The following is a 26,228-nucleotide window of genomic DNA, read 5'->3' on the forward strand; positions in this document are numbered from 1 at the left end:
TTACGCCTCTCCCGCGAATGCCCCGATCCCGCGGTCTTTCGTTGTGGTGTCTGATCGGGTCATGTACCGATAGACGATGAATCCAATGGTGACGGCCGCCAGCGCTGCGAGCAGGAGCAGTGTGGCCAACGCGTTGAGCGCGGGGGTTGGCGCGGCGCGGGCGGTGTTGTAGATCTTCACCGACACCGGTTCGCTAGAGGCTGCGCCGGACAGATAGCGCACCAACACGAAGTCGTCGATGACGTCGGCGAAGACCAGCACCGTGCTGGCGAAGATCGCGGGCATCAGCATCGGCATGATGATCCGGCGCAGCGCCCCGAGTGGCGAGGCGCCGAGATCCATTGCAGCCTCTTCGTATTGAGGCCCAATCGTGGCGAGTCGTGCCCGTACGAGCACCGCGGGGTAGGACACCTGGAAGGTGACGAGACCGATCACCTGGGCGGTGGTGCCCAGATTGATCGGGACCGCCACCGTGGTGATCACGAACAGCAGCGCGACGGCGAGCAGCACCTCCGGCAGCACGAACGAGATCAGCATCAAGAAGTTCGCCCCGTTGGGCAGCCTGCCCCGCCACCGGTCGATGCCGATCGCGAACAACGTCCCCAGCGGGACGGTGATCAGTGTCGCGATCACGCCCAGCTTCAGAGTCTGTAGCAGTGCGGTGTGCAGTGCGTCGTTGTGCCACACCGAAAGCGTCTCGTCACCCCAGTACCACCGGGTTGAGAAGCCCTGCCAGGTGGTTCGCGAGCGGCCGGCGTTGAACGAGTAGAGCACCGCGATGACGACCGGCAGCAGCGACCAGACCACGTAGCCGATGGTGATCGCGATCAGGAATCGTGGTGGCCGCCACGGGTTGTTCCACCACGCGACCGGACCTCTCATGTCGACACCTCGCTGCCCCGTGTCACCGAACGCAGGTAGTAGAGCATCGGCAGCAATGCGATGAGGAATACCAGCATGACGAACGCCCCGGCCTGACCGGTTTGGCCGGGGGCCTGTACGCCGTCGTTGATCAGGTTGCCGACCATGGTCGTTTTCGGCGATGCCGACAACATGTCGTTGGTGAAGTAGTCGCCGAGCATCGGCAGACAGGTCAGCAGCAGCGCCGCCACGATCGTGGGCCGGCACAACGGCAGTGTTACGCGCCAGAACGACGAGAAGCGGTCGGCGCCAAGGTCACGCGACGCCTCGAGCATCGGCTGCGAAAGTCGGTCGAGGCCGGCATACAGAGGCAGGATCATGTACGGGACATAGCCGTACACGAGCCCGAGGATCACCACCACGGGTTGACCGGTCAGCCATTTGATGTCCGGCGTGAAGAGGCCGCCGAAGCTGAGCACCTTGTTCAAGAGCCCGTCGTCCTGCAGCAGGTTCACCCACGCGAACATCCGCATCATGTAGCTGATCCAGAACGGCGCGATCAACAGCGCGAGCAACAACCCCTTGCGCTTCCCGGCGAGCCGGGCCACGTAGTACGAGACCGGGAAGGCGATGAGTAGGCACAGCGCACTGGCCACCAGCACGTAGACGAACGTGCGCATGATCGCCGGGCCGTACACACCGTTCTCGCCGACGATGTGGGTCAGCACATAGGTGAACTGGGTGGGATCCCACTCGAGTGGGTTCCACACCGGGATGGGCGTGCGGAACAGCGGATCGATCTGACCGAAGACGATGCACAACACCACATAAAGCGGGAAGAGGAAAAACACGCACAGCCAGACGATTCCGGGCGCGGCCAGCACGGCCCACACCCGATTGCCACGCTCCCGGGCCGGTGGAGCCTGCCGCGACGGCGCGGCGACTACCGGGACCGCCACTGCTTCTTACGACCCGCCGCCGGCCTGGAAGGCCTGCCACACGTTGCGCCAGGCGGTCTCGTTGGCGGCATCGAGTTCCAGCAACCGGTAGCCGTTGTCGAAGTACTCGGGTCGCACGATCGCCGACTGCAGGTGCTCCGGGATGAACTCCTCTTGGACAAGGGAATCCGGGGTTATGCTGTTCTGCGGTGGCTGGTAACCGATCGCGGTGAAGTTCTCCATCGCCACCTCGGGATCGAGCATGTGATTGATGAAGAGGTGCGCAAGGACCGGATTCTTGCCGCCGCGCAGCGTCACGAGCATGTCGTTGTCGACGAGTCCCTTGCCGTCCGAGGGGAACCAGTACCGAAGAATCTCCGGGCCGGTGCCTTCGGGCAGGTAGGACTGCGCGTTGATGATGTCGCCGGACCACATCTGCGCCAGACCCATCTGTCCGGCGGGCAGGTCGTTGTACATCGTGATGGTGACCTTCGGCGAGGTCGCTTTCACCAGCTCCTGCAGTTGCTCACCGACCATCTTCAGATCGTCGGCATTCGATGTGTTGACGTCCGTGATGCCGTTCTTCAGCAGCACCATCGCCATCGCGGTGTGGAAGTCGTCGAGGATCGCCGTCTTGCCCTTGTACTGCGGATCCCACAGCGATGCATACGGATTGGACAACGCGCCGATATCGGCGGGCACCTGGTCGGTGCGCCAACCGATTCCGGTCGTGTAGATGGTGTACGGCACGCTGTACTGCCAACCCTGGTCGTACCACGGGTTGGTGAAGCTGGGCCACACGTTCTTGATGTTGGGAATGTAGGAGTGGTTCAGCGGACGCAGCAGCCCGCCGTTCACCAGGCGGCTGATCTCCGTGTAGTTGGCGTTGTAGATGTCGAAGTCCACACCGCTGCGAAGCTTGGTGATCGCCTCGTCGCCGTCGTTGAAAGTCGACACCTCGATCTTGATGCCGTACTTGTCCTCGAAGCTCTTCATCGCCTGCGGGCTGAGGTAGTCGGCGTAGTTGTAGATCTTGAGCGTCGCGCCCTTCTCCGGCGCGAGACCGTCGGCGATCGGCTTGTTGTCGTCGGCGATCGGCCATTTCACCGGATTGTCCGGCGAGGCGAGAGTCAGGCTGGGCCCTCCCGATGAAGGTCCCGACTTCGAGCACGCCGCGAGGAATGCGGGCAGGGACGGCGCCGCGGCGGCGAGAACCGCTGCGCGCACCAGAAACTGCCGGCGGCTCGGAGGTGTGGGCATTGGGACCTCCCGTTGATTTCGCGCCTTGTTGCTGGTAGGACTCTCGCATAGACTGAATGCTCAGTCAACCGTTGCGGAGTGGAGGTTCGACGTGTCCCCGTCGGTGGTGGAGTCCAAGGCGGCTGACACCGTAGACCAGCTGATTCTCGATGAGGAGAAGCGCTTTTTGCGGCGCCAGCCGCGCAGCACGGAACTCATCACCCGAGCGCGCGAACACCTCGCCGGCGGCGCGACGTCGAACTGGCAGATCGCCGAGCCGCAGGCCGTGTGGATGAGCCACGGGAAGGGCTCGAAGGTCTACGACGTCGACGGCAACGAGTACGTCGACATGCACGGCGGTTACGGCGCTTCCATTGCCGGGCATGCGCACCCGGCGATCGTCGAAGCGGTCAGTGACCGGGTCCGGCGCGGTACGCATTTCGCCCAACCGACTGAGGACGCCATCTGGATCGCCGGCGAGTTGGCGCGGCGGTTCGATCTTCCGCTGTGGCGGTTCGCCAACTCCGGCACCGAGGCGACCATGGATGCGGTGCATCTGGCACGCTCACTGACGGGCCGCGATCTGATCATCAAGGTCGAGGGCTGCTATCACGGCCACCATGATTCCGTACAGGTGTCTGTCCTTCCGGAGGCCGACGAAGTCGGACCGCGCGAGCACCCCACGCCGGTGCCCGGCAACTCCGGTATCCCCACCGCGATCCGCGATCTCGTGATCGTGGTGCCGTTCAACGACGCCGAAGCGGTGGCTCGCGCGCTCGCCGAGCACCGCGGGCAGGTGGCCGCGATGATCCTCGAGCCCGTGATGATGAACGCCGGCATCATCCCGCCCGACGCCGGCTATCTCGCCGCCATCCGCGAGCTGGTGCACGCCGAAGGCGCACTCCTGATCTACGACGAGGTGAAGACCGGCTTCACCACCGGGCCGGGCGGCGTGACAGCGCGCAGCGGCGTGGTCCCCGACATGGTCTGCCTTGCCAAGGCATTGGGCGGCGGTATCGCGGTCGCGGCGATCGGCGGCACCCGCCAGGTGATGTCGGCGATCGCCGACGGCCGCTACGAACAGGTCGGCACGTTCAACGGGAACCCGCTGGCGATGGCGGCCACTCGCGCCACGTTGACCGACGTGTTGACCCCGCAGGCCTACGCACACCTCGACGAACTCGCAGCGCGGCTCTCCGGCTCCCTGGAATCCGTCATCGCGCAGCACGGCGCCGGCTGGCACGTCGTCGTCGCGGGCGCCAAGGGGTGTGTCACCTTCCGCCGTGACCGCGTGCGCGAGTTTCGGGATTTTCTGGACATTGACGCCCGACTCGGCCACCTGCACTGGCTGATGCAGCACAATGGCGGTGTGTTTCTCCCGCCGTGGGGGAAGGTGGAGCAATGGTTGTTGTCAGTTCAGCACCAGCGCGACGATGTCGACCGATTCGCCGCGAACTTCGCGAGGTTCGCCGACGCGGTGATGCCGCCGGTCGCGTGAACGAAGGCTGGGCTCGGTGACAGGCGGCGAGATCCAACTGCATCAGTTGGTCAAGTCGTTCGACGGCGTCCCCGCTGTCATGGGCATCGACCTGAATATCCCTGCGGGCAAGTTCTATTCGCTGCTCGGCGCTTCCGGTTGCGGCAAGACCACGACACTGCGGATGATCGCGGGCTTCGAGAAGCCCGACTCCGGCCGGATCGAGTTGGATGGCCGCGACGTGGCCGCGGATCCACCCCACCGGCGGCCGGTCAACACCGTCTTCCAGACCTATGCGTTGTTCCCGTTCATGACGGTCTGGGACAACGTCGCATTCGGATTGAGGTATCAGAAGTCCTCGCGCGAGGAGACCAAGCGCCGGGTCGGCGAGGCACTCGAGCTGGTACGGATGAGTGATTTCGCCAAACGGCGTCCGGCTCAGCTGTCCGGCGGCCAGCAGCAGCGGGTCGCGCTGGCCCGGGCCCTGGTGCTGCGTCCGAGCGTGTTGTTGCTCGACGAGCCCCTCGGCGCGCTGGACGCAAAGCTGCGCAAACAACTGCAACTGGAACTGCGGGCGATGCAGCGCGAGGTCGGCATCACCTTCGTCTATGTGACGCATGACCAAGAAGAAGCGCTCACGATGAGCGACCAGATCGCAGTGCTGGCGGAGGGCCGCGTCGAACAGGTGGGTCCACCGCAGGAGATCTACTCCGCGCCTGCCACCACGTTCGTCGCTGGATTCCTCGGCGCCGCCAACATCTTCGACGCCGTCGTCCTCGAGACGGGTGGCGCGACGACGGTCTGCGAAACGCTGAACACGCGTCTCGGCGCGGCCGTCGGCGACTCCGTAGAGCTCGGTGCGGCGGCGATCGTCATCCGGCCCGAACGGATCAGCCTGCAATCGCCGGGCGAGCCGGTTGGCCAGGGCCGCAACGTGATTGGTGGAGTCGTCTCGGAAGTGGTCTACCTCGGCAACTGCACGCAGGTGCACGTCGACGTCGGCGCACCGGCTCCGCTGGTGGTCGAGGTGCCTAACCACGCAGGTCCCCGGTCGGTCGCGCATGAACCTGGCGCCCAGGTCAACTGCGTGTGCACGCACGACGCAGTGCGGGTACTGCACCGCAGCCAGGCTCAGGTGGTCGCCGATCCGGTGGCCGACGAGGTGAGCGCTCTCACGCCTTCTTGACGCGTGCCCTGCCGTTCACCCGTTTCTTCTCCGGCGCGAGGTTGAGTTCCCGCTCGGCGAATCGCATTGCGATGTCGTAAGCCAGATCCGAGTCGATCTCAGGGTCGTCGAGTGCCACCTGGATGGAGAGTCCGTCGAGGAGCGCCGCGAATTCCAGCGCGAACATGCGGGGATCGACCTTCGCGTCGAACTCCGACGGGTCCGCCGATTTGATCGCATCGACGACCATCGCCCGCCATCGGGCGTCGAGTTCCTCGCGGTCGGACTTGATTTCGTCGTGGCGGAACGCCTGGGCCCAGAGGTCGAACCACAGTCCCCACGCGCCGGGGATCTCTTCGCTGCCCTCCCGCACGCACGTCCACCTGATCAGCAACGACAGCCGCTCGCGTAGCGCGGAGACCTCACGCAACATCTCCTCGGCCGCCGAGTAGAACGACTCCTCCGAAAACCGCAATGCGTCGACCAGCAGGCGGTCCCGCGTGCCGAAGTAATAGATGACGAGCGCCGAGCTCACGCCTGCACGCTTGGCTACGTCGGCGATGCGAGTGTCGCCGAAACCACGCTCGCAAATCAGCTCCGCTGCAGCGCGCAGCATCTCGATACGCCGCGCCTCGTTCTGTTCCGTCGCGGGTGCCGGCTCGGCCATTGTCGTGTCCGTTCCCCTCCGAAGTGCATCGTTGCTCTTGTCTGGAGCCTATCACTTCGTTAGATTGAACAGTCAGTCAGGCCGCACGGCGGCGTCGACGAAAGTAGGACTTCCATGTCGAACAATTACGACGCCATCGTCGTCGGTGGCGGCCACAACGGGCTGGTGTCCGCGGCTTACCTCGCCCGGTCGGGCGCCAGAACCCTCGTCCTGGAAGGTCGCGGGTCGCTCGGCGGAGCGGCCACCACGGAGGCTCCCTGGGACGACGCTCCCCACCTGCGAGTGACTCGGCTGTCGTACGTGATGAGTCTGATGCCACCGACTATCGTGCGGGAGCTTCAACTCGAACGGCACGGGTACAAGGTGCACCCGATGGGCCCGTCCTATCAGGCGTTTCCCGAGGGCGGCTCGCTGATCATCTACGAGGACGACCCCAAGCGCACGCACGAGCAGGTGTCGAAGTTCTCCAAGAAGGACGCCGACGCGCTGCCAGAGTACTACGAGTGGATCGGCGGCATCGCCGAGGTGATGGGACCGCTGCTGACGCAGGTGCCGCCCAATATCGGCTCCAAGCGGCCGTCCGATCTTCTCGACTTGGCCAAGCTGGCGTGGCCGCTGCGCAAGAAGATCACACCGCGCCTCACCGCGGACATCACTCGACTGCTCACCATGAGCATCGCCGACCTTCTCGACGACTGGTTTGAATCACCGCAAGTCAAAGGTCTGATGGCGGTCAACGGCATCATCGGGACCTGGGCCGGGCCGTGTGAGCCGGGAACCGCCTACGTGATGGCCCACCATTCGATCGGAGACGTGGGCGACGGCCAGCTCGGCAGCTGGGGCTACCCGGAGGGTGGCATGGGCGGGGTATCTGAAGCGATTGCGCGATCGGCGAAGAGCTTCGGTGCCGAGATCCGCACCAACGCAAGGGTTTCCCGGGTGTTGACCCGCGGTGGCCAGGTGCGGGGTGTGGTTCTGGCGAACGGCGAAGAGATCACCGCGCCGGTTGTCGTCACCACGCTGCATCCGAAGATTGCCTTCCTCGAACACCTTTCGCCGTCCGAACTGCCTGACGACTTCGTCGCCGACATCGAGCACTTCAAGACGCGCAGCGGCGTCGTGAAGATCAACGTCGCACTCTCGGAGCTACCGAGCTTCACCGCGAATCCCAGTTCAGGGATCGCCGAGCATCTCACCGGTTCGATCGAGATGGCGCCGACCATGGAGTACCTGGAAGCCGCTTTCCAGGACGCGCGTGTCGGTAGACCCGCGGTGCTGCCGTTCAGTGACGGCGTCATCCCGACAACGTTGGACAAGACGTTGAATCCCGATGGCACCCATATCATGTCGCTGTTCACCCAATGGGTGCCCGCCGAGTGGGCGAACGAACCGCACACCGAGGAGCTCGACGCCTACGCCGACCGCGTGATCGACACCTATGACCAGGTAGCACCCGGCTTCAAAGCATCGATCACACACCGCGACGTCGTCGGCCCGTACGAAATGGAGCAGGAGTATGGCCTGATCGGCGGCAACATCTTCCACGGTGAACTGTCGCTGGAGCAACTGTTCCACATGCGGCCCGCGCCCGGGTACGCCGACTACCGCACGCCGATCAAGGGGCTGTACAACGGCAGCTCGGGCACGCACGCCGGCGGTGGAGTCTGCGGAATTCCCGGATGGCAGGCGGCGGGTGCGGCGTTGGCGGACAAGAAGCGTCGCTTCGGGCGGCGATGAGCGAAGCGCGGCGCGCGGCGGTCGCCGCTATGCTCGGCGCCCGATCGATCGCCGTCGTCGGTGCCAGCCCCCGAGAGGACACATTCGGCTCCCGGATGGTCATCGAGGCCCAACGTGGCTCGGCGCGTGTGCATCTGGTCAATCCCCGCTACGACCGGATCGGACATGCGCTCTGCGCGCCATCGCTGACCGATCTCGATCACGACGTCGACCTGGTGCTGCTCGGGGTGCCCGACGGTGCACTGCTCGAGCAGCTGGAGTCCGCCGCCGCAATCGGCGCTCGAGGGGCGGTGCTGTTCGGCTCCGCCCACGGACTGCGCGACAAGGTCACCGCGATCGCCACGCGCGCGGGCATGGCGGTGTGCGGCGCAGGATGCATGGGCTTCATCAACAACGCCGACGGGGTGCGAGCGTTGGGCTACCTGGAACCGGATCCCCTGCCCGCCGGCGGAATCAGCCTCATCACGCATTCCGGATCGGCGTTCTCGACGATGCTGCGCGCGCAGCGCGGATTCGGTTTCCGCCTGGCGGTGTCTTCAGGCCAGGAACTGGTGACCAACACCGCGGACTATGTCGAGTACGCACTCGACGATCCCGACACCCGCATCGTCGCGCTGCTCATGGAGACACCACGGGACGTGCCGAGACTGCGGACGGCGCTGTTGCGCGCGGCGGCCCAGGGCGTTCCGGTGGTGATCCTGACCGTGGGCGGATCACCTCGGGGTAAGGCGATGGTCGCGGCACATTCGGGGGCACTGGCAGGTGAGCGCGCCGCATGGGACGCGTTCTGCGCCGCCACCGGCGCCGTCCACGTCAGTGATCTCGCCGAGTTCGCCGATACGCTGGAATTGTTCTCGGCGACAAGGCGATCCCGCGGCGGCGGCATCGCGACCGTGCACGATTCCGGCGCGGAACGTGCGTTGGTCGCCGACCTCGCCCACGAACTGGGCGTCGAGTTCGCCGACCTGGCCGACAACACGCTCGCCACTATCGGTGCGCTGCTCGATGACGGACTGGCCGCCACCAACCCGTTGGACGTGTGGGGCACGGGTGCCGATACCCGCAACCTGTTCGGCAGCTGCCTGCGTGCGATGGTCGACGACCCTGGCGTCGGCGTCACCGCGCTCGCGGTCGATCTCGTCACCGAATTCGACGGCGACACCGCCTATGCGGAGGCCGTGCTGGACGTCGCGGCCGAGACGGAGGCGCCGATCGCGGTCGTGGCATCTGTGTCGTCGGCGATCGATCGGCCAACGGCGCAACGACTGCGCGACAACGGAATCCCCGTGCTCGAGGGTGCCCGTAGTGGGCTGGCCGCGCTGGGCCATCTCGCGCGTTGGCCGCTCCCCTTCGAGGACGGATCAGCGCCGGGTCGGCGTCGCGACATCCGGACGGGGGCCTCCGCGTCGGAGATCCTCGCCGCCTACGGGATCCCGGTGGTGGAATCCCGGTCGGCGCATTCGCTCGAGGAGGCGTTGGCAGCAGCCGATGCGGTCGGCTATCCGGTAGCGCTTAAAACGGTTGGCGTGCTGCATAAGACCGAAGCCGGCGGCGTGGTGCTGGGTATCGCCGATGAGACGGCCTTGACGACGACCTACGAAGCCATGGCGCAGCGACTGGGACCTGCGGTGACCGTGGAGACGATGGTCGACGGCGGGGTGGAGATCTCGGTGGGGTTCGTGCGGGACGAGGCGTTCGGGCCCTTGGTGGTGGTCGCCGCGGGCGGCACGCTCGTCGAGCTGATGGAAGACCGTGTGGTGGCATGCCCACCGCTGTCACGCAGCGGCGCCCGACGTCTCCTCGACGGGCTACGTATAGCGCCGCTGCTGGCGGGATGGCGCGGCGCTCCGGCGGTCGACGTCGGGGCGCTGACCGACGTCATCGTGCGCTTCTCGGAGATGGCGATCGACCTCGAGGATGCGTGCGACGCGGTCGAGGCCAACCCCGTCATCGCCACAGCCGACGGCGTGATTGCGGTCGACGCGTTGATGATTGCGAAAGAACCACCCCGGTCCCGTTGAGGCGCGCATACTCCGACTCGGAGGCGTCATGACGAAGCAATTCGACGGCAAAGTTGTATTCATTACGGGGGCGGCGCGCGGCCAAGGGCGTTCTCACGCGGTGCGATTCGCAGAAGAGGGAGCGAACATCATCGCCTTCGATCTGTGCGACCAGATCGACTGCGTGGGCTATCCGATGGCCACGCCGGAAGACCTCGACGAGACCGTCAACCTCGTCGAGAAGACCGGGCAGCGCATCGTCGCCGAACAGGGCGACGTCCGTGATTTCGTAAGGCTCAAAGCGGCGGTGGCCAGCGGTGTCGCCGAGTTCGGGCGCATCGACTTCGTCCTCGCCAACGCCGGTATCGCACCGGTCATCAGCCCCGGCGCCGACGAGATGCAGTCATTCGTCGACGCCGTCGACGTGATGCTCAAGGGGGTCTACTACGCCATCGAAGCGTCGCTACCCGCGATGCTTTCCCACGGCGACGGCGGGGCCATCGTCATCACGAGCTCCGTCGCGGGACTGTCCGGAATGCGGTTGAGGTTCGACCAGAAGCAACACGGCTTGATGGGTTACGCCGCGGCCAAGCACGGTGTGGTCGGGCTGATGCGGGGCTACGCGAATATGCTCGCCGAGAAGAACATTCGTGTCAACAGCGTCCATCCGACAGGTGTCGCCAGCCCGATGATCGTCAACCCGCAGGTCGAACAGCTGATGGCCGAACGCCCCGAGTACGCGGCGATCTTCGAGAACCTGCTTCCGGTGCCGATGATCGAACCGATCGACATCAGCGAGGCGATGGTCTACCTCTGCGGGGCATCGGGCCGCTATATCACCGGGATCACGCTGCCTGTCGACGCGGGGTGGACGGCGAAGTAGCTCTCAGAAGATCGAATAGACCTTGCGCACCGTCTCGTGCAATTCCCAGGTGCCCTTCCAACCGATCGGGAACACCGCGACGTCGCCTGCCTTGATCTCTGCGGGTTCTCCCCCGTCTGGGGTCACAGTCATCCGGCCCGACAAGACATAGATGACCTCGTTCTCGTCCTGAACCCAGTAGGACGGCCCCGCGGTGCATTGCCAGATGCCCGCGGACTTGTCGCCGTCCACCCAGATCTCCAGACCGTGCGTCGCCATCGGGCCGCCGGTCGCTTCGGCAAGCGGGCCCCAGTCTTCGAGTTCGGCGTCAGCGGCCTTGGCAAGTAGCGCGGTATCGATCGTGTTCACAATGTCGCTTTCTCCGGGAAGGGTAGTGAGATCGGTTCTGGGGCAACACGACTGTTGCCGTCGGCGTCGAAGCGGTCCAGCCCGAGATCGGTCAGATCAAGCCATGTACAGATGCCCGTCGTCGTCAGATCGGCGGCCACCTGCGCGACCGCGGGACCCCACATCATGCCGTGACCCGCCGGGCTGGCCACCACCGTTCCCTCGACCGGACCGTCGTCGGTCAGCAGCGGCCCGAGGATGGGCAGGTGGTCGGGGGTGTAGTCGATGGTCGCCGCCCACGACCGCTTCAGCCCCAGTCCCGCGACCGCGGGGAACAGCTCCTCGATACGGTCGCGCATCTTGCGGTAGTAGACGGTGTCGAAGTCCGTCGCCACACCCGGCGGTTCCTCCGGGTTGCTCATCCCCCATAGCAGTCCCCCGGATTCCCCTGGCCGCCAGTAGATTCCGGAGCTGACGTCGAACACCATCGGCAGCTCGTTGACGTCGACACCCGGGACCGGCGCGGTGACCACCACCTGGTGGCGGGTGCCGCCGGCGTGGATACGACCGCCTGCAGCGCGGCCGACATCGGCCAGTTGCGGTCCACCCGTCAGGACGACGTGTGGTGTGTCGATCGGGCCTGCCGACGTGTCGACGCCGACGACGCGGCCGCCCGCGGCGCGAAGGCCGGTGAAGCTGCACCGTTCGCGTACCTCGACGCCGCATGCGGTGAGTGCGGCCGTGTATGCGAGCACGTTTCGCGGCGCGTCGATGTATCCGTCACCGGGGGCGTACGACGCACCCAGCGTTACGCCTCGCGCGAGGCCGGTGTCCCGGTCGTCGAGATCGTCGGCGGACAGCCATTCGACGTCGAGGCCGAGAGAATTCTGCAATGCGATGCGATCGTGTGCCTGCTGCACTTCGGCCGGGGTGAAACACGGCATCAGGTAGCCCTGTGCCACGAAGCCACAGTCCAGCGGGAATCGGTCTCCGCTGGCGGCGTAGAACTCCTGGGTGCGAAGACCCAGCTTGATGGCGGTTTCGGTACCGCCCTGGGCCCGCACCATGCCCGCGGCGCGGCTGCTGGCGCCTTCGCCGAGGGTTCGGGCCTCGAGCAGCACGACCTTGCGATCGCCGCTTTCGGCGAGCAGTACGGCCGTCCACGCCCCGACCGTGCCGCCGCCCACCACCACGACATCGGCACTGTGGGAGCTGGTCATAGCATGGAACGCTGGCATAGACTGAACGCTCAGTCAAGAGGTGGAGGTATGGATGTACGGCCTGACGGAGCAAGATCGGCGCATCCGCGATACCGCGCGAGCGTTCGTCGAAACACTGATGCCGTACGAGGTGGAGGCCGAGCTGGCCGGGGGCGTGCTGGCCAAGGAGATCACTGCCGAGCATCAGGCGCGTGCAATCGAATTGGGTTTGTATGCCACCAATATGCCGACGTCAGTTGGCGGTCCCGGATACACCGCCCTGCAGCAGGTGCTGGTTCAGGAACAGTGCGGGCGGGTGACCAACGGATTGGGCTGGGTGATGGCCACGCCGCCGCAGTGGTGGGTTGACGTCGCCACCGACTACCAACGTGAACGCTGGCTCCTGCCGTCGGTGCGCGGCGAGAAACACGAGGCCTATGCGATCACCGAGGAGTTCGCGGGCTCAGACGTCTCCGCGCTGGTGGCTACCGCCCGACGCGACGGCGACGAATACGTGATCAACGGGGTCAAGTGGCACGTCACGTCGTTCAACCTCGCCGACTACGTCTTCGTCGAAGCCGTGCTCCCCGACGGCGACCACGTGCTGCTGGTGGTCGATCTGCCATGGCCGGGCGTGGAAGTGGTTCGCACGCCTCACTATTCGCATCACATCGCCGACGAGCATCCGATCGTCGCGTTCAACGACGTGCGTGTTCCGCTCGAGAACCTGGTCGGTACCGAGGGCGGTCCGATGCCATTCACCCAGGACTGGTTCCGATTCGAGCGGATGATGGTGGCGGCGCGGTGTGTGGGCGCGGCGCAGCGCCTCGTCGACGAGACGACCGCGTTCGCGCAGACCCGGATCGTCGATGGCAAGCCGTTGGGCGAGCACCAGTTGGTGGCGGGCATGCTCGCCGATAATGCGACCGAACTATTCGCCGCCAGAACCATGCTCTACGAGGTGGCCCGGTCGATCGACGCCGGACACGACCGCAAGACACTGCACGGCCAAGCGTCGATGGCGAAGCTGTACTGCTCGGAGATGGCCGGGCGAGTCGCCGACCGTGCGGTGCAGATCTTCGGCGGCCGTGGCTACATGCGCGAGAACGTCGCCGAGCGCATGTTCCGCGAGCTTCGCGTGGAACGCATCTGGGAGGGCGCCAGCGAGATCCAGCGGATCATCGTGGGCCGTCAACTGATGACCCGCGGCCCGGCCGCCCTACTCTAGTTTTGTTGCGATTTCGGCGTGCTGGGTCACGCTGAGCGGTACCCAGCACGCCGAAATCGCTGGTTTAGAGGCCGAGGTCGCGGCCGATGATTTCCTTCATGATCTCGGTCGTGCCGCCGAAGATCGTCTGGATACGTCCGTCGACGTAGTCGCGGGCGACGCGATACTCAAGCATGTAGCCGTAGCCGCCGTGCAGCTGCACGCACCGGTCGACGACCTTCTTTGCGACCTCCGTGGCCCACCACTTCGCCTTGGCCGCCTCCACGGCGGTCAGCTCACCGTCGACGACACCCTGCAGGCACCGGTCGATGTACTGCTCAGTGACTTCGAGTTCGGTGTCCATCTCGGCGAGCAGGAACCGGTTGTGCTGGAAGCTGCCGATCGGCTGGCCGAACGCCTTGCGGTCCTTGGCGTACTGCAGTGTCTGACGCCAGGTTTCACGCGCGCCGGCGATCGCGCTGATCGCGATCGAGAGCCGCTCCGACGGCAGGTTCTGCATCAGGTGGTAGAAGCCGCGACCTTCCTTGCCCAGCAGGTTGGCGCTCGGCACGCGGACGTTCTCGAAGTGCAGCTCCGAGGTGTCCTGCGCGTGCAAACCCATCTTGTCGAGCTTGCGACCGCGGGTGAAGCCCGGCATGTCGCGTTCGACGACCAGCAGGCTGAAGCCCTTGTGGCCGGCTTCGGGATCGGTACGGGCAACCACCACGACGAGGTCGCTGTTGATGCCCGATGAAATGAATGTCTTGGAGCCGTTGACGATCCAGTCGTCGCCGTCGCGCACGGCCGAGGTACGGATACCGGCCAGGTCGCTGCCTGCGCCGGGTTCCGTCATCGCGATCGCGATGATCGTCTCGCCGCTGGCGATGCCCGGCAGCCAGCGCTGCTTCTGCTCGTCGTTGCAGAGGTCCTTGAAGTACGGGCCGACGACGTCGTTGTGCAGGCTCAGCGCGGGACCGTGCACACCGGCCTTGGCGATCTCCTCGTCGATGATCGCGTTGAACCGGAAGTCGTCGGAACCGCCGCCCCCGAACTCCTCGGGCATGTTGAACCCGATCAGCCCGTACTTACCTGCCGCAACATAGGCCGACCGATCGACGATGCGCTCGGCCTCCCACTTCTCGTGGTTGGGCACGAGCTCGCGCTCGATGTATTCACGGACGGTGTCGCGGAACGCTTCGTGCTCGGCGTCGTAAATCGTGCGCTTCAATGTCTTTCCCTTACTTCGCTTACTTTGCTTACTTGGCTTTCCAGACTGGCTGGCGCTTCTCTGCGAAGGCCAGCGGTCCTTCTTTGGCGTCCTCGGAACGAATCACGGTGCCGATTTCGCGCATGGTCCTGGTCCAGCCGGGCTCATCGCCGACGATGACGCCGTCGTCGACGCCCATCGCGACCCTCTTGCTCGCCCATACCGCAAGCGGCGCATTGCAAGTGATCCGCTCGGCGAGCGCGAGCGCCGCCTCGACCGCGGTGCCGTCGGGTACGACTTCGTTGATCAGACCCCACTTCAGGGCGTCGGCCGAACTCATCGGCTCGCCGGTGAACAGCAGCTCCATCGCGGCCTTGCGGGGCAGGTGGTCGACGATGCGGAACACACCGCCCGCGGCGGCGATCAGACCGCGCTTCACCTCAGGCAACCCGAACTTGGCCCGCTCTTCGGCGACGACGAGATCGCTGGCGAGTGCGAGTTCGGTTCCGCCTCCGAGCGCGGTGCCGTTGACCGCGGCGATGGTGGGCTTGTCGATGTAGTGGTGGACGTATCCGGCGAAGCCCCAATCGGCGTGGTCGGGATGGAACAAGTTCTCCCGCCGCGAGATGGCCTTCAAATCAGCACCGGCGCAGAAAGATTCGCCGGCGCCGGTGATGACGACGGCCCGGACCTCGGGATCGTCCTGTGCTGCCTGCAGCGCATCGCCCACAGCGGTGCTCACCGCACTGTTGACGGCGTTACGGGCCTCCGGCCGGTTGAGCGTGATGATGAGGACGTTTCCCCGCCGCTCGGTGAGAGCGGCGGGGGCGGTGACGTCCGTTGTCACAACAGTTCGAGGATGGTGGCGTTGGCCTGGCCGCCACCCTCGCACATGGTCTGCAGGCCGTACTTAATTCCCTTGTCCCGCATGTGGTAGAGCATCGTCGTCATGATGCGGGCACCGGAGCCACCGAGCGGGTGCCCGAGCGCGATGGCGCCGCCGTTCGGGTTCAGCTTCTTCTCGTCGGCGCCGATGTCCTTCAGCCACGCCAGCGGTACCGGGGCGAAGGCCTCGTTGACCTCGAACACGCCGATCTCGTCGAGCGAGAGTCCCGACCTCTTCAGCGCCTTCTGGGTGGCGGGGATCGGAGCGGTCAGCATGATGACGGGATCAGCACCGGCCAGCACCGCGGTGTGGACCCTGGCAATCGGCTTGAGGCCCAACGACTTCGCCTTCTCGGCCGACATGAACAGCAGGGCGGCCGAGCCGTCCGAGATCTGGCTGGAGTTGCCGGCGTGGATCACGCCGTCTTCCTTGAACGCGGGTTTGATCTTGCCGATCGACTCGATGGTGCCGCCGCGGCGGATGCCCTCGTCCTGAGTCACGACGGTGTCGTTGCCGTCAGCGTCCTTGGTCTTGATGCCGACGATCTGGTCATCGAACGCACCGGAATCCTGTGCGGCCGCGGCCTTCTCGTGCGAGCCAAGCGAGAACTGATCGAGGTCGGTCCGGCTGAAGCCCCACTGGTCGGCGATCATCTCGGCGCCGATGCCCTGGTTCGGGGTCTGGGAGTAGCGGCTGCGGAACGCCTCCGGGTACGGATGTCCGCCGTTGGCCAGCGACGAACCCATCGGCGTTCGCGACATCGACTCGACGCCACCGGCGACGACGACGTCGTAGTGCCCGGCGATGACGCCGGCCGCTGCGAAGTGCACCGACTGCTGGCTCGACCCGCACTGCCGATCGACGGTCACACCCGGAACACTCTCCGGCCAGCCCGCCGCGAGCACCGCGGTACGTGCGATGTCGAGGGCCTGCTCACCGGCCTGCATAACGCAGCCCCAGATCACGTCGTCGACGATGCCCGGATCAACGCCTGCGCGCTCGACCAGTCCGTTGAGCACCTGCGCAGATAGATCACCCGCGTGCACACCGGAAAGTCCGCCGTTGCGCTTGCCGACCGGCGCCCGTACAGCCTCGACGATGACGGCTTCAGCCATGACCCTTCTCCTTTGAAAGTCGTGTTTTCCCGAAGGTAGAGCAACGTAGTTTACTAGGTCAACCTACTGGTTGGTAGGGTGGGATACCTCTCACGCTACGCCGGACAGAAACTCCAACCACCTGCGCGTATACGCACTGCCCATGAACCTAGCGTCCCACATGGTTTACTGAGTTGCATAGCTGGCTGTACCGCCAGTCACCTTTTCCGGGAGTAAGCAGTGGCTCGAAGTACCCCACTGGCGCCGATGATCGGCCCAGACGGCGTGGGCGGAGGCACGGCGGTCCGATCGCCGAAGACCGCCGAACTCGTCGCCGGGACGTTGCGGCGCATGGTGGTCGACGGCCAGCTCAAGGACGGCGACTTCCTGCCCAACGAAGCAGAGCTGATGGCCCATTTCGGCGTCAGCCGGCCGACGTTGCGCGAAGCAGTGCGAGTCCTGGAATCCGAGCGGCTCGTCGAGGTCCGCCGAGGCTCACGCACCGGCGCTCGCGTTCGTGTGCCCGGCCCCGAGATCGTGGCCCGTCCCGCCGGGCTCCTGCTCGAGTTGTCGGGCGCGACCATCGCCGATCTCATGACGGCCCGGGCCGGGATCGAACCGATGGCCGCCCGCCTGCTCGCAGAATCCGGAACGGTCGAAGCGTTCGATGAGCTGGACCAGATGCTCGCCGACCACGTTCCCTCGGGGTGGCAGACGGGTCGGCTTGCCGAGACGACAGGTGATTTCCACCAGCGGCTCGTCGAGCTGTCGGGAAACGCGACGCTGACGATCATCGCCGGGATGCTGCAGGAGATCACCGTGCGGCACACCGCATTCGCCTTCAAGGAGGGCCGCCCGGTATCCAAGGCGGACTTCGACAAGCTGATGCGCTCCTACCAACGCCTGATGCAGCTGCTGCGGTCGCGCGACGGCGCAGCGGCCGAAGCCCACTGGCGCACACACCTCGACGTGGCACGCAACCTGATGCTGGAGGGGTTGGAGGACGTCAAAGTCCGCGACGTCATGGGGTGAGGAGCTTGCGGCCTGCCGGCGCAACGCTATCCACGTTCTGCAGACGTTTACTCGAACTTCTTCTGCAAAACGTGGATACCGATGATTCACGGCGGAGTAGAGGTCATCGGCTCGTCGTCGACGCCGACCACGTCACGTGCACCGGAATGTCGTCGCTCCACGGCTGACCCGTCACCATGTCGGAGACGTTCACGTAGCCACGTTCGAACTCCCCCGTCGCCGCGTCGACCAACCGGTATTCCTGCCGCTGACGGTGGAACGGCTGCGCGTCAAGGAGAATGACGCGCACCTCGCCGGGTTCGAAGTGGCACCGCTTGTGCATCGCTTCGATCAGCTGCTCGTTGTGCATATGGCCGTCGCCGAAATTCCAGCCGACCGCCGTGCTGCACAGCCGCTCACCTTCGGTGATCACGTAGTCGTCCTCGTTGCGACCGGCCAACGCGTTGTGAACCAACGTCAGCAGTGCCTTACCGTGAGAGTTAAAGCCGCGGAACGCATATCCCTTGTATAGGTAGATCATCGCCTGTTCCGGACTGCCGTAAACCTTCTCGAGTTGAGACGCCGGCATGCTGGCGATCGCGACCAGTCCACGCTCGATCTTCTCGTTGCCCGACGGCTTGATGCACCACCACGACGTGTCCCAGTTACCCGCGTAGTACCGCATGCCCGGCAGGAACGAGATCATGCGCGGGAACAGGTTGCCGAGCACCACGATGGTGACCAGCACAGCGAGCAGCACGATCGGCAGCGGCGTGGTCAGATCCCCCAGCCCGACCGAGGCGTGGCCAACGAAAAGCATTACCACACAGAACATCATGAAGACGTTCCACTCGAGCGGCACGCCCATCGGGATCGCCGACAGGATGCCGAAGTGGAAACACAACATGATGAACGCCGCGATATAGGTGGGCCAACCACCGTGAGAGAACAACAGCGCCAACGGAACCAGCATCTCGACCGCGGTACTGAAATGGGCGATGAATCGCGACACCCGGCCCGGACGCAGATCGTCGGGGAACTTCTCGAAGAACCGCCGCTTCAACCACTTGGTACGGACCAACGGATTGTTCGACATCATCGTCGAGATCACGAATGGGAAGTGCTTGTTCAGTTTTGACGTGGCGGCGCCCATCCAGATCACCACGCACACCAACTTGGCGGCGATGATCATGTCGACCCCGTACCCCGCGAACAGGAAGGCCACCGCGAAGGACCCGTACACCTCGCCGCGCGCGGCCAGGAAAATCACCTTGTCGCGTAGCCCCAGGACCGCGAGCAGACCGAGAATCGTCCAGATCTGCCACATCGGCAGCACCCCAATCGAAGTGCCGAGCGACGGCATCGGTCCGGTGCCGTCCGAGAACAGCGCCACGACGAGCACGACCAGCAGGGCGGCGTAGAGCACAACGTCGATCGGCGTACGCGAGTCGCCCCTGGTCAGGGGTACCCGGTTGGGCCACGGCGGCAGCCGAATGGTGTTGGGCCGCAACCAGTACAGGATGGACCCCATGGGCGGGAAGAACCGGTTGTTGAGGGGGCCGAATCCGCAACCGAGGCCAACGACCTCGTACAGCATGGTGTAGAGCACGACCTTCTGGAACACGATCGGCTCGGTCCACCAGTCGGCGACGTTGGTGAATCCGTCCACACCCTTGGTGGCCAGCGCGAAAAGCCAGCCGCCGAGGATGTAGAGCAGGATCTTCACGACGTAGAACAGGTGCATCACGACGGGCGTGCCGAAGCCCACCTCGGCCCAGTGCAGCGCCATCGGGCGAATCTTCTCCGAGCGCGAACCCTTGCTCCATTCGGCGATGTCGACAACCGGCATGTCGGGCTTGAGAAATCCCATGGCCGAAAGACTAGAACGTGTTCTAGCTCCGCGGAATCAGTTTGTCGGACTTGAGCAGCTACGCGGCGTCGGCCTTGGCGGGCGGCCGATAGAAGATGACCAGCTGACCGATGCCGCCGGCCAGCCCCAGCCCGAGCGAGATGATCAGACCCCACCAGCCGTGCAGGAAGTCGTAAAGCGTCGACGTGCGGAACAAGAGGTAGTCGAGGCTGTACCTCCCCGCCCCGATCGTCGCGATGCCGACTGCCGAGGCCGCGAGCACCAGGTTGTACTCCCAGCCTTCTTTGACGATGAAGAAGCCGTTCGGCCGGTGTACGGTCCACGCGGCCACCAGCATCAGCGCGACGAATCCCGCCGCCGGAATGGGCGTGAGCAGTCCGGCGGCCAGACCGATACCCGCCGCCATCTCGGTGGTCGCGGCGACCCTGGCGTGGAAGATGCCCGGCTTCATCCCCATGCTGTCGAACCAGCCTGCGGTGCCCGCCAAGCCGCCCTTGCCGAAGAACTTGTTGTAACCATGCGCGGCCATCGTGAGACCGAGCACGACTCGCAGGATCAGCAGGCCAATGTCAGCAGCAGAACCGTATGCAGTCATGCAACAGAATCTAGGCCATGTGTTAAGCCGATGCCCAGCCCCCTAGAGGTAGTTCCTGACACCTGACCGCCTCATCCAGGGGCTGAGGCAAGCTTCGGCGAGTTGACGGCGTTCAACGGGCGCGGGACGCAGATGTGGTTTCGCCACCAAGTGCCCGTGATCATGGGCAAAAATAGTGGCCTTTATTGCACTGCTCCGCAGCACGGCATAACGCATGTTTTAGGCGCGGATCCCGTTGAAATGCCCGCTCCGATAAAGCTGCGGATGGCCGCGATTGGGCCAGCGCTTATTTATGGAGTGCAGGCAAGAGGAGTGCAGTCAATCGTGACTGGAAATACACACGCCGAAGTCGTGCCAACGATTGTGGTGAGCATCAAAGCGAGCACCAATTTACGTACAAATAGCGACATTACAGAACCCCCTTCGTCGGAATAACGGTCTCCCCTAGACCTGTTCACTGTACGACACCAGTGGCGCCTACGCCGATCAATTTAGACGATTGAATCCAAGTTTTTTAACCGCTACTCAAGACGACTAAGTGGGATTCAAGATCAAATCCGGCGCAGATATGACGCCGAGTAATTCGACCGAGAAGTGCAACACAATTGCAGTTGTTTGCTCAGAGTTCAAGACACATCCCGGAGCTGTTTGCTGACTATCCCGCCGAGTCGCACAATTCGGCCTTCAGGCCCGGCGCGATGATCCATAACTCGGTTTACTTCCGCGTCAATAGAGCGTTCGCCACGGCAGCTCACCGTCAGAGCGCGGCGGCCAAGCGTTCGACGTAGGCATCGGCATCGCCTACCGCCGACGCGGCTGCGTGCACGCTGATCGCCACGGTGTCCCCGATGCCATGGACTCCATGCGTGAGGCCCATCATCGGCGACAGCCCCGGATAGCCCGCAGTCAACACCACAGGCGCGTCGCCGAAGTAGAGATCGGCCTGGCCTCGGTTGACGCTGGAGACGACGGTATTGCCCGTCACGGTCGGCGAGCGTACCGACGGGTCGAATTGGTCGACACCCCAACGTAGTAGCGGCGCAGGAACAGCCTCGAAGGCGCGGCTCGCCGCGAGCATCGCGGGGTGTGCCGCGCGGCGCCGGCGATCTGCGAGATCCCCTGCGATGCGCGTAACCCGCTCGGCCGGCCCGAGTTCCGGATAGAGCCCGACGCCGACATTGCCGAAGTGATTGTGCGCCCGACGCGGGCCCTGCTTCGCCATGGGCACCTCGGCGCCCAGCAGCGCAGGATCGTCGCCCATCTCGCGCAGGTGCGCAGACAGCGCGGCGGAAATCGCCGCTAGCACACCGACGGTCACGGTCGGCCCCGGTATGTCAGCACGCTGTCGCACCACCGTGCGAAAAGTGCGCGACCCCTCGGGCCGCGAATTGGAGATCAGCGCCGGCCGCGAATCAGCTTGCGGCGGGACGAGCCCAGCGGCCGTGTCACGCTCCAGTTGACGATGTGCGCGCGCGGCGCGGTAGCCGAGCCACGGCAGTGCCAACGGCTTGACCGACGACGGCGCCTCCACCGGAGCCACCGGAGCGGCCCTACCGAACAACTGCGCCGCCATCGCGGACGAGCGGATTCCGTCGCCGACCGCGTGGGCCACCTGCATTACCGCCACGACTCCTTTACGGCCGCCTGGCATGTCATCGACTGGGCAGAAGACATGCAGCCGCCACGTCATCGATCGCGCGTCCAGCTGGTCCGCCGCCAGCCCGGCCACGGTGGCCAGGCAGTCGGGCCACCCCGTCGCATCGTGCACGACCAACTGGTCCGTCGAGACCTCACCGGTCACCCACTGCGGGTATCCGAGCGCTCTGTCCCGGATCCGTAGCGTCAACTCCGGGCACCCCTGCGCGCGGGCGCGGATCTCCTCCAACGCCCGATCGAGGTTCGCCGGTACGCCGTCGAAGCCGTAGAGCATGAACTGGTCGTTGGGAATCTTCGCCGACATCCAGTACGTCTGCGCATCCACCGCAGACAGTCGGCGGATCGTCATGCGTCCAGCCTAGGCGCCTATGTGAGCCTCAAGTCGGTGCTCCCACGAAGTCGGCGATCTGGTGGCCGACCACGTCGGGTTGATCGAGCTGCAGGAAATGCCCGGCGTGCGGGATGATCGCCACTTCGCTGCCATCCGGCAGGATCTTCTCGACCCAGGGTGCGTAATCCGCTGTGGCACAGCCATCGTCGCGGCCGTGTAGATACAGCGTCGGGATCCGCGGCGCCGCAAGCCAGTGCTCGTGCAGCTCTGCGTATTGGGACGGCACTTTGGTGTTTCGTACGAGCGCGCGGTAGTACCCCAGCGCGGCGCGCCAGCGGTCAGGGGCACCGATGGATGCCTGGACGTGGCGGATATCCTCGTCGGCGGCGTATCCCGGCGACCACTTTCGCCACAACCGCGGGACGATCCATTCGGTGGAACGTTCTGGCAGCCAGGGCAACTGGAAGTACAGGATGTACCAGCTCCGCCGCAGCTGCGCCGGCAGTGCCCTAGCGAGTCCACCGATGTCGGGGACGCGACCACCCGGCGGGCGGAACGATGCGCTCGGCGGCACCGACATGATCACCGCCTTCTTGAACGGGCTGTCCGGCATTGCCGCAAGGCCCGCGCCAGCCATGGCACCCCAGTCGTGACCGATGATCACGTCGCGGCCTGTCGCTCCGACGGCGTCGAGCACCCGCAGCGCGTCATCCATGTATGCACCGATGTGATAGCTGCCGTCCTTCGGTAATGACGACGGCGCATAGCCCCGCATGAACGGCGCAACCACCCGCCAACCCGCGTCGACCAGCACCGGCGCCATCTTGCGCCACCCGTAGGCGGTGTCGGGAAAGCCGTGCAGGCACAACGCGATCGGCGCGTCCTCTCGGCCCCACGTCAGCACACGCAGCCCTACCGCCGGCGTCGCGACGTCGATGGTCTCGGGCTCGAGCATCAGACCGGTTCGAACTCCGAGATCAGCCAGCGATCATCGACCTTCTCGAGGGTGACGCGAACGCTCGATGCGGTGTCCGAAGGCAGATCCTGCCCGACGACCACGGTTTGGTTGACGAAGACGAGCACCACGGCGTGCTTCGGATCGGCCGAGACCGATGCCACCGCCGGAACCGATGCGACAGCGGAGATCTGCTTCTGCTTGGCGCCCGGGATCACGACGTCGTTGATCAGCGTCGTGTACGAATCGCGGAAGTCCCCGGTGAGCAGATCGCGGGCGGCGTTGAGCTGCTGGTCGACGGTATCCGGTTTGTACGACAGCATCTTGATGGTGCTGTCCCTGGCCGCATTCATCGATTCCATTGCCGGAGAGGGATGCTGTTCCGACGCGGCCGGCGGCAACGCGCTGTAGTCGCTCGAGGTGTACTGCCACCGCGCGTAGCCCGCCGCCAGCGCGAGTAACAGCGCTAGCGCCGGCAGTATGCCGTAAGCGAGGACGCGCGACCATTGAATCTTGCGCTTGGGCTTTTCCGGCTCATCGCTGGATTCCGGCCATTCCTCGGCGGTTTCGGCGGCTTCCGAGTCTTCAGCGTCTGCAGCTGCCGTCGCCTCCGCCTCGGCGGTCTCGTTCGACTCCGGAGCGGCCTCTGCCGCCTCCGTGGGCTCAGGCGCGGAATCCTCTGTCGCCTTCGTCGACTCTTCGGTCGTAGCCTCTTCGGTCACCTCGGCGGATTCCTCGTCACTCTTGGCGCCACCTGCGGGCATCCGGTGTCTCTTGCTCATGGCACGAACTCCACGTTGGACACTTTCGCGTCGTCACCAACCTTCGTCACCGTCAGCCGCATCCGCCAGGCGCGCGGCTCCTGCTGAGGGGCGCCGATATTCGACGTATTGACGGTCACCGCGACGAGCACCCGACCCTCGTCCTCGGTCGCCGACTCCAGCCCCGCCTCGGCGATCGTGCCGACCGATTTCGACTGCGCCTGCTTCACGACCTCGACGAACGGTGCCGCGCGGTTCTGGAAATCGTCGTAGAACGTTCCGGTGGCCGAGTCGAGGACGCGCTGCACATCTGCCTCGGCGTGCTCCCAGTCGATCGTCGTCAGATTGAGCGCTCCCTGCCTGCCCACTTGCAGGAACAGTTGGCGCTGCTTCTCACCCTTATAGGCGTCGTAGGCGCGGTATCCCGACCAACCGGCCAGCCCGCCGAGCGCAAGCACCAATACCAGACCGGCGATCGTCGCCAGCCGCACATGCGACATCCGCCGCTTGGCGGGGGCCGACGGCTCCTCGTCGCCGCCCTCTGCGCCCTCCTCGTCGGCGTCATCGCTCGCCTCGTCGCCATCGTCGACCGCATCGGCGGTCTCTTCGGCGGCTTCGGCATCCGACGTGGTGCCGGCCTCCTCCGCGGCTGATTCGGGTTCAGCGGCGCCGGATTTCTCCTCCGCCGCCGAAGTCTCGGTCAGTTCCCCGTCGGGGGCAGCAGCATCGTCTGCCATGTTTGCTCCTCTGCGGCGCTTCGGGCCAGGTTGGACTGTGTGTACGCACGTCCGTCCGGCCCAACATACGTGCCAGTCGCAGGATCATATTCGGCGGCCGCTATCGGCGGCGGTGCTGGACCCGGCGGAGGAGCCGCTTCTGCAGGTGGAGTACCAGGCGGCAGCTGGGGAATCGGCTGTCCGGACAGCGTGCCGTTGGGGTCACCCTTCCAGTTGTAGCCGTCGTTTAGCGGCACGTACTGCTCGTCGCTCTCGCACATCTTCACCGTGGGCGCACGTTTGCCCGGCACGGTGACGCAGGGCAGGTTGCGCGCACCGCGGACGTTGAACGGTGCGTCCTGCGGGATGCGGCAGTAGACATCGCCTTCCGGCCGGTCCGGATAATCCTGCAACGCAGGCACTCGCTGCTGCTGCACCGGGAGGAACCCGGTGGTGCATGGCGGCGGCAGATTCAGGTTGAGGTTCAGCGTCAGGTAGTCGCCCATGTAGTCCTGTTTGGTGTTGGCCTTGGCCACGCCGATCGCCTGAGTCGCCGCGGTGCCCTGCGGGAACAACACGAGCAACTGCTCGAGGCTGGGTTGATAAGCAACGGCGACTTCACCGATGCTCACCAGGTTGGCCAACACGATCGGCAGCGTGGGCTGAAGCCGATCGAACAGCGCCCGCACCTCTTCCGCCGCGCCCGGCCCCTTCTCCAAGATCCCGGCTACCGCGGGATCCTGCGCCTGCAGCTGACCGGTGATCGACGCGAGGTTGGACGCCCACGCCCGGATCGCACCGCCGCTGTCGGTCTGGGAATCGAGGATCGGTTGCGACTGATCGATCACGGTGGTCAACGAATCGAGATTCTTTCGGGCGTCGATGGCCAGCGCGGTGCCGCCGTCGACCAACCGGGACAACTCAGGCCCGAGTCCACCGAACGCCGTGTATGCCTCGTCGACTGCCGTCTGCAGATTCTCGCGGGGAATCGCGGCAAGGCCGCGGTTGGTGGAATCCAGGACCGTGTTCACGTCGATGGGAACGCGCGCACGATCCTGCGGGATGACATCGCCGTTCTTGAGCTTCGGACCTTCGCCGCTCTGCGGAACCAGCTGCACATACAGCTCGCCGACCGCGGACTGGCTGTGCACCTCAGCGATGAGATCGGCGGGGATGGGCACATTGGAGTCGAGCGAAAGGTCAGCGGCGACACCGTTATCGGTGAGGTTGACGCTTTTCACGATGCCGACCTGGGTGCCGCGGTACGTGACGTTGCCCCGCGGATAGAGCCCACCGGCTTCCGGCAACTCCAGCGTGACGCGGTACTCGCCGATACCCATCAGTGCGGGCAGACGCATGTACGAGATGACCATGATCCCCAGCGCTACGACGGCCAGGATGGAGAAGATCAGTAGCTGGATGACGATCTGTCGAGTCAGTCGCATG

23 protein-coding genes are annotated in these 26,228 nt (G+C 65.2%); 7 read left to right on the top strand and 16 right to left on the bottom strand.

Going from position 1 to position 26,228, the window contains the following annotated elements; all coding sequences use genetic code 11:
• The 3 genes from H7J93_RS18255 to H7J93_RS18265 are packed head-to-tail and all read right to left on the bottom strand — an operon-like array spanning nucleotide 1 to nucleotide 3,059.
• Nucleotides 1–882, bottom strand: coding sequence for an ABC transporter permease (locus H7J93_RS18255; RefSeq protein WP_267307691.1), 882 nt, complete (start codon nucleotides 880–882; stop codon nucleotides 1–3).
• The gene (locus H7J93_RS18260) at nucleotides 879–1,820 is read right to left on the bottom strand and encodes an ABC transporter permease (RefSeq protein WP_267307692.1); all 942 of its coding nucleotides are present in this window, start codon (nucleotides 1,818–1,820) and stop codon (nucleotides 879–881) included. Before H7J93_RS18260 ends, H7J93_RS18255 begins: the two co-directional genes overlap by 4 nt.
• Before the next feature lie 6 nt (nucleotides 1,821–1,826).
• Complete coding sequence (locus H7J93_RS18265) at nucleotides 1,827–3,059, bottom strand: polyamine ABC transporter substrate-binding protein (RefSeq protein WP_267307693.1); 1,233 nt, start codon at nucleotides 3,057–3,059, stop codon at nucleotides 1,827–1,829.
• Between the two features lie 91 nt (nucleotides 3,060–3,150).
• On the opposite strand from H7J93_RS18265, the gene H7J93_RS18270 reads away from it, so the two are divergent.
• Both H7J93_RS18270 and H7J93_RS18275 read left to right on the top strand, forming a co-directional pair.
• Entirely contained in the window at nucleotides 3,151–4,536 is a 1,386-nt protein-coding gene (locus H7J93_RS18270; protein ID WP_267307694.1) for an aspartate aminotransferase family protein, read from the top strand.
• Between the two features lie 16 nt (nucleotides 4,537–4,552).
• Nucleotides 4,553–5,701 (top strand): ABC transporter ATP-binding protein, encoded by a 1,149-nt coding sequence (locus tag H7J93_RS18275; protein ID WP_267307695.1) that lies wholly within the window; start codon nucleotides 4,553–4,555, stop codon nucleotides 5,699–5,701.
• Here the strand turns inward: H7J93_RS18275 and H7J93_RS18280 are convergent.
• Entirely contained in the window at nucleotides 5,688–6,347 is a 660-nt protein-coding gene (locus tag H7J93_RS18280; protein ID WP_267307696.1) for a TetR/AcrR family transcriptional regulator, read from the bottom strand. The two genes, H7J93_RS18275 and H7J93_RS18280, sit on opposite strands and share 14 nt — an antisense overlap.
• Before the next feature lie 114 nt (nucleotides 6,348–6,461).
• Here H7J93_RS18280 and H7J93_RS18285 point away from each other — a divergent pair, with 114 nt between their 5' ends.
• The 3 genes from H7J93_RS18285 to H7J93_RS18295 are packed head-to-tail and all read left to right on the top strand — an operon-like array spanning nucleotide 6,462 to nucleotide 10,967.
• Nucleotides 6,462–8,084: a phytoene desaturase family protein gene (locus tag H7J93_RS18285; protein WP_267307697.1), complete on the top strand. Its 1,623-nt coding sequence runs from the start codon at nucleotides 6,462–6,464 to the stop codon at nucleotides 8,082–8,084.
• Nucleotides 8,081–10,105, top strand: coding sequence for an acetate--CoA ligase family protein (locus H7J93_RS18290; protein WP_267307698.1), 2,025 nt, complete (start codon nucleotides 8,081–8,083; stop codon nucleotides 10,103–10,105). The genes H7J93_RS18285 and H7J93_RS18290 overlap by 4 nt, the downstream gene beginning before the upstream one ends.
• A gap of 28 nt (nucleotides 10,106–10,133) precedes the next feature.
• Nucleotides 10,134–10,967, top strand: a complete 834-nt coding sequence (locus H7J93_RS18295; protein ID WP_267307699.1) for a mycofactocin-coupled SDR family oxidoreductase — start codon at nucleotides 10,134–10,136, stop codon at nucleotides 10,965–10,967.
• A 3-nt stretch (nucleotides 10,968–10,970) separates the two neighbouring features.
• On the opposite strand, the gene H7J93_RS18300 is transcribed toward H7J93_RS18295, so the two are convergent.
• Nucleotides 10,971–11,315, bottom strand: coding sequence for a cupin domain-containing protein (locus H7J93_RS18300; protein ID WP_267307700.1), 345 nt, complete (start codon nucleotides 11,313–11,315; stop codon nucleotides 10,971–10,973).
• Nucleotides 11,312–12,514 carry an NAD(P)/FAD-dependent oxidoreductase gene (locus H7J93_RS18305; RefSeq protein WP_267307701.1) on the bottom strand — a complete coding sequence of 401 codons (1,203 nt, stop codon included), beginning with the start codon at nucleotides 12,512–12,514 and terminating at the stop codon, nucleotides 11,312–11,314. Before H7J93_RS18305 ends, H7J93_RS18300 begins: the two co-directional genes overlap by 4 nt.
• A gap of 52 nt (nucleotides 12,515–12,566) precedes the next feature.
• Between H7J93_RS18305 and H7J93_RS18310 the strand changes: the two genes are divergently transcribed.
• Nucleotides 12,567–13,721, top strand: coding sequence for an acyl-CoA dehydrogenase family protein (locus H7J93_RS18310; protein WP_267307702.1), 1,155 nt, complete (start codon nucleotides 12,567–12,569; stop codon nucleotides 13,719–13,721).
• A gap of 64 nt (nucleotides 13,722–13,785) precedes the next feature.
• Here H7J93_RS18310 and H7J93_RS18315 read toward each other — a convergent pair whose 3' ends face one another.
• Genes H7J93_RS18315 through H7J93_RS18325 form a run of 3 tightly spaced genes read right to left on the bottom strand, consistent with a single transcriptional unit; the run spans nucleotide 13,786 to nucleotide 16,908 of the window.
• A complete protein-coding gene (locus tag H7J93_RS18315) occupies nucleotides 13,786–14,928 on the bottom strand; it encodes an acyl-CoA dehydrogenase family protein (protein ID WP_267307703.1) in 1,143 nt (380 codons plus the stop codon).
• A 28-nt stretch (nucleotides 14,929–14,956) separates the two neighbouring features.
• Entirely contained in the window at nucleotides 14,957–15,754 is a 798-nt protein-coding gene (locus tag H7J93_RS18320) for a crotonase/enoyl-CoA hydratase family protein (protein WP_267307704.1), read from the bottom strand.
• Nucleotides 15,751–16,908, bottom strand: coding sequence for a thiolase family protein (locus H7J93_RS18325; protein WP_267307705.1), 1,158 nt, complete (start codon nucleotides 16,906–16,908; stop codon nucleotides 15,751–15,753). The genes H7J93_RS18320 and H7J93_RS18325 overlap by 4 nt, the downstream gene beginning before the upstream one ends.
• Nucleotides 16,909–17,127: 219 nt before the next feature.
• Here H7J93_RS18325 and H7J93_RS18330 point away from each other — a divergent pair, with 219 nt between their 5' ends.
• Entirely contained in the window at nucleotides 17,128–17,919 is a 792-nt protein-coding gene (locus tag H7J93_RS18330) for a FadR/GntR family transcriptional regulator (protein ID WP_267307706.1), read from the top strand.
• A gap of 103 nt (nucleotides 17,920–18,022) precedes the next feature.
• On the opposite strand, the gene H7J93_RS18335 is transcribed toward H7J93_RS18330, so the two are convergent.
• The 7 genes from H7J93_RS18335 to H7J93_RS18365 form a co-directional block, all read right to left on the bottom strand.
• Nucleotides 18,023–19,768 carry a DUF3556 domain-containing protein gene (locus tag H7J93_RS18335; RefSeq protein WP_267307707.1) on the bottom strand — a complete coding sequence of 582 codons (1,746 nt, stop codon included), beginning with the start codon at nucleotides 19,766–19,768 and terminating at the stop codon, nucleotides 18,023–18,025.
• A gap of 58 nt (nucleotides 19,769–19,826) precedes the next feature.
• The gene (locus H7J93_RS18340) at nucleotides 19,827–20,363 is read right to left on the bottom strand and encodes a DoxX family protein (RefSeq protein ID WP_267307708.1); all 537 of its coding nucleotides are present in this window, start codon (nucleotides 20,361–20,363) and stop codon (nucleotides 19,827–19,829) included.
• Between the two features lie 757 nt (nucleotides 20,364–21,120).
• Entirely contained in the window at nucleotides 21,121–22,368 is a 1,248-nt protein-coding gene (locus H7J93_RS18345; protein WP_267307709.1) for a WS/DGAT domain-containing protein, read from the bottom strand.
• A gap of 28 nt (nucleotides 22,369–22,396) precedes the next feature.
• Nucleotides 22,397–23,305: an alpha/beta fold hydrolase gene (locus H7J93_RS18350; RefSeq protein ID WP_267307710.1), complete on the bottom strand. Its 909-nt coding sequence runs from the start codon at nucleotides 23,303–23,305 to the stop codon at nucleotides 22,397–22,399.
• Nucleotides 23,305–24,087, bottom strand: a complete 783-nt coding sequence (locus tag H7J93_RS18355) for a hypothetical protein (RefSeq protein ID WP_267307711.1) — start codon at nucleotides 24,085–24,087, stop codon at nucleotides 23,305–23,307. Before H7J93_RS18355 ends, H7J93_RS18350 begins: the two co-directional genes overlap by 1 nt.
• Nucleotides 24,084–24,803 (bottom strand): Rv1363c family protein, encoded by a 720-nt coding sequence (locus tag H7J93_RS18360; RefSeq protein WP_267307712.1) that lies wholly within the window; start codon nucleotides 24,801–24,803, stop codon nucleotides 24,084–24,086. Before H7J93_RS18360 ends, H7J93_RS18355 begins: the two co-directional genes overlap by 4 nt.
• Nucleotides 24,767–26,227 carry an MCE family protein gene (locus tag H7J93_RS18365; RefSeq protein ID WP_267307713.1) on the bottom strand — a complete coding sequence of 487 codons (1,461 nt, stop codon included), beginning with the start codon at nucleotides 26,225–26,227 and terminating at the stop codon, nucleotides 24,767–24,769. Before H7J93_RS18365 ends, H7J93_RS18360 begins: the two co-directional genes overlap by 37 nt.
• Nucleotide 26,228: the final 1 nt, after the last annotated feature.

The organism is Mycobacterium barrassiae, assembly GCF_025822765.1.
GTDB classification, from domain to species: Bacteria; Actinomycetota; Actinomycetes; order Mycobacteriales; family Mycobacteriaceae; genus Mycobacterium; species Mycobacterium barrassiae.

Coding starts and splice junctions, on each gene's coding strand:
- H7J93_RS18255 (WP_267307691.1), bottom strand. CDS start 882: ATGAGAGGTCCGGTCGCGTGGTGGAACAACCCGTGGCGGCCACCACGA.
- H7J93_RS18265 (WP_267307693.1), bottom strand. CDS start 3,059: ATGCCCACACCTCCGAGCCGCCGGCAGTTTCTGGTGCGCGCAGCGGTT.
- H7J93_RS18280 (WP_267307696.1), bottom strand. CDS start 6,347: ATGGCCGAGCCGGCACCCGCGACGGAACAGAACGAGGCGCGGCGTATC.
- H7J93_RS18285 (WP_267307697.1), top strand. CDS start 6,462: ATGTCGAACAATTACGACGCCATCGTCGTCGGTGGCGGCCACAACGGG.
- H7J93_RS18290 (WP_267307698.1), top strand. CDS start 8,081: ATGAGCGAAGCGCGGCGCGCGGCGGTCGCCGCTATGCTCGGCGCCCGA.
- H7J93_RS18295 (WP_267307699.1), top strand. CDS start 10,134: ATGACGAAGCAATTCGACGGCAAAGTTGTATTCATTACGGGGGCGGCG.
- H7J93_RS18305 (WP_267307701.1), bottom strand. CDS start 12,514: ATGACCAGCTCCCACAGTGCCGATGTCGTGGTGGTGGGCGGCGGCACG.
- H7J93_RS18310 (WP_267307702.1), top strand. CDS start 12,567: ATGTACGGCCTGACGGAGCAAGATCGGCGCATCCGCGATACCGCGCGA.
- H7J93_RS18325 (WP_267307705.1), bottom strand. CDS start 16,908: ATGGCTGAAGCCGTCATCGTCGAGGCTGTACGGGCGCCGGTCGGCAAG.
- H7J93_RS18335 (WP_267307707.1), bottom strand. CDS start 19,768: ATGGGATTTCTCAAGCCCGACATGCCGGTTGTCGACATCGCCGAATGG.
- H7J93_RS18340 (WP_267307708.1), bottom strand. CDS start 20,363: ATGACTGCATACGGTTCTGCTGCTGACATTGGCCTGCTGATCCTGCGA.
- H7J93_RS18345 (WP_267307709.1), bottom strand. CDS start 22,368: ATGACGATCCGCCGACTGTCTGCGGTGGATGCGCAGACGTACTGGATG.
- H7J93_RS18350 (WP_267307710.1), bottom strand. CDS start 23,305: ATGCTCGAGCCCGAGACCATCGACGTCGCGACGCCGGCGGTAGGGCTG.
- H7J93_RS18355 (WP_267307711.1), bottom strand. CDS start 24,087: ATGAGCAAGAGACACCGGATGCCCGCAGGTGGCGCCAAGAGTGACGAG.
- H7J93_RS18360 (WP_267307712.1), bottom strand. CDS start 24,803: ATGGCAGACGATGCTGCTGCCCCCGACGGGGAACTGACCGAGACTTCG.
- H7J93_RS18365 (WP_267307713.1), bottom strand. CDS start 26,227: ATGCGACTGACTCGACAGATCGTCATCCAGCTACTGATCTTCTCCATC.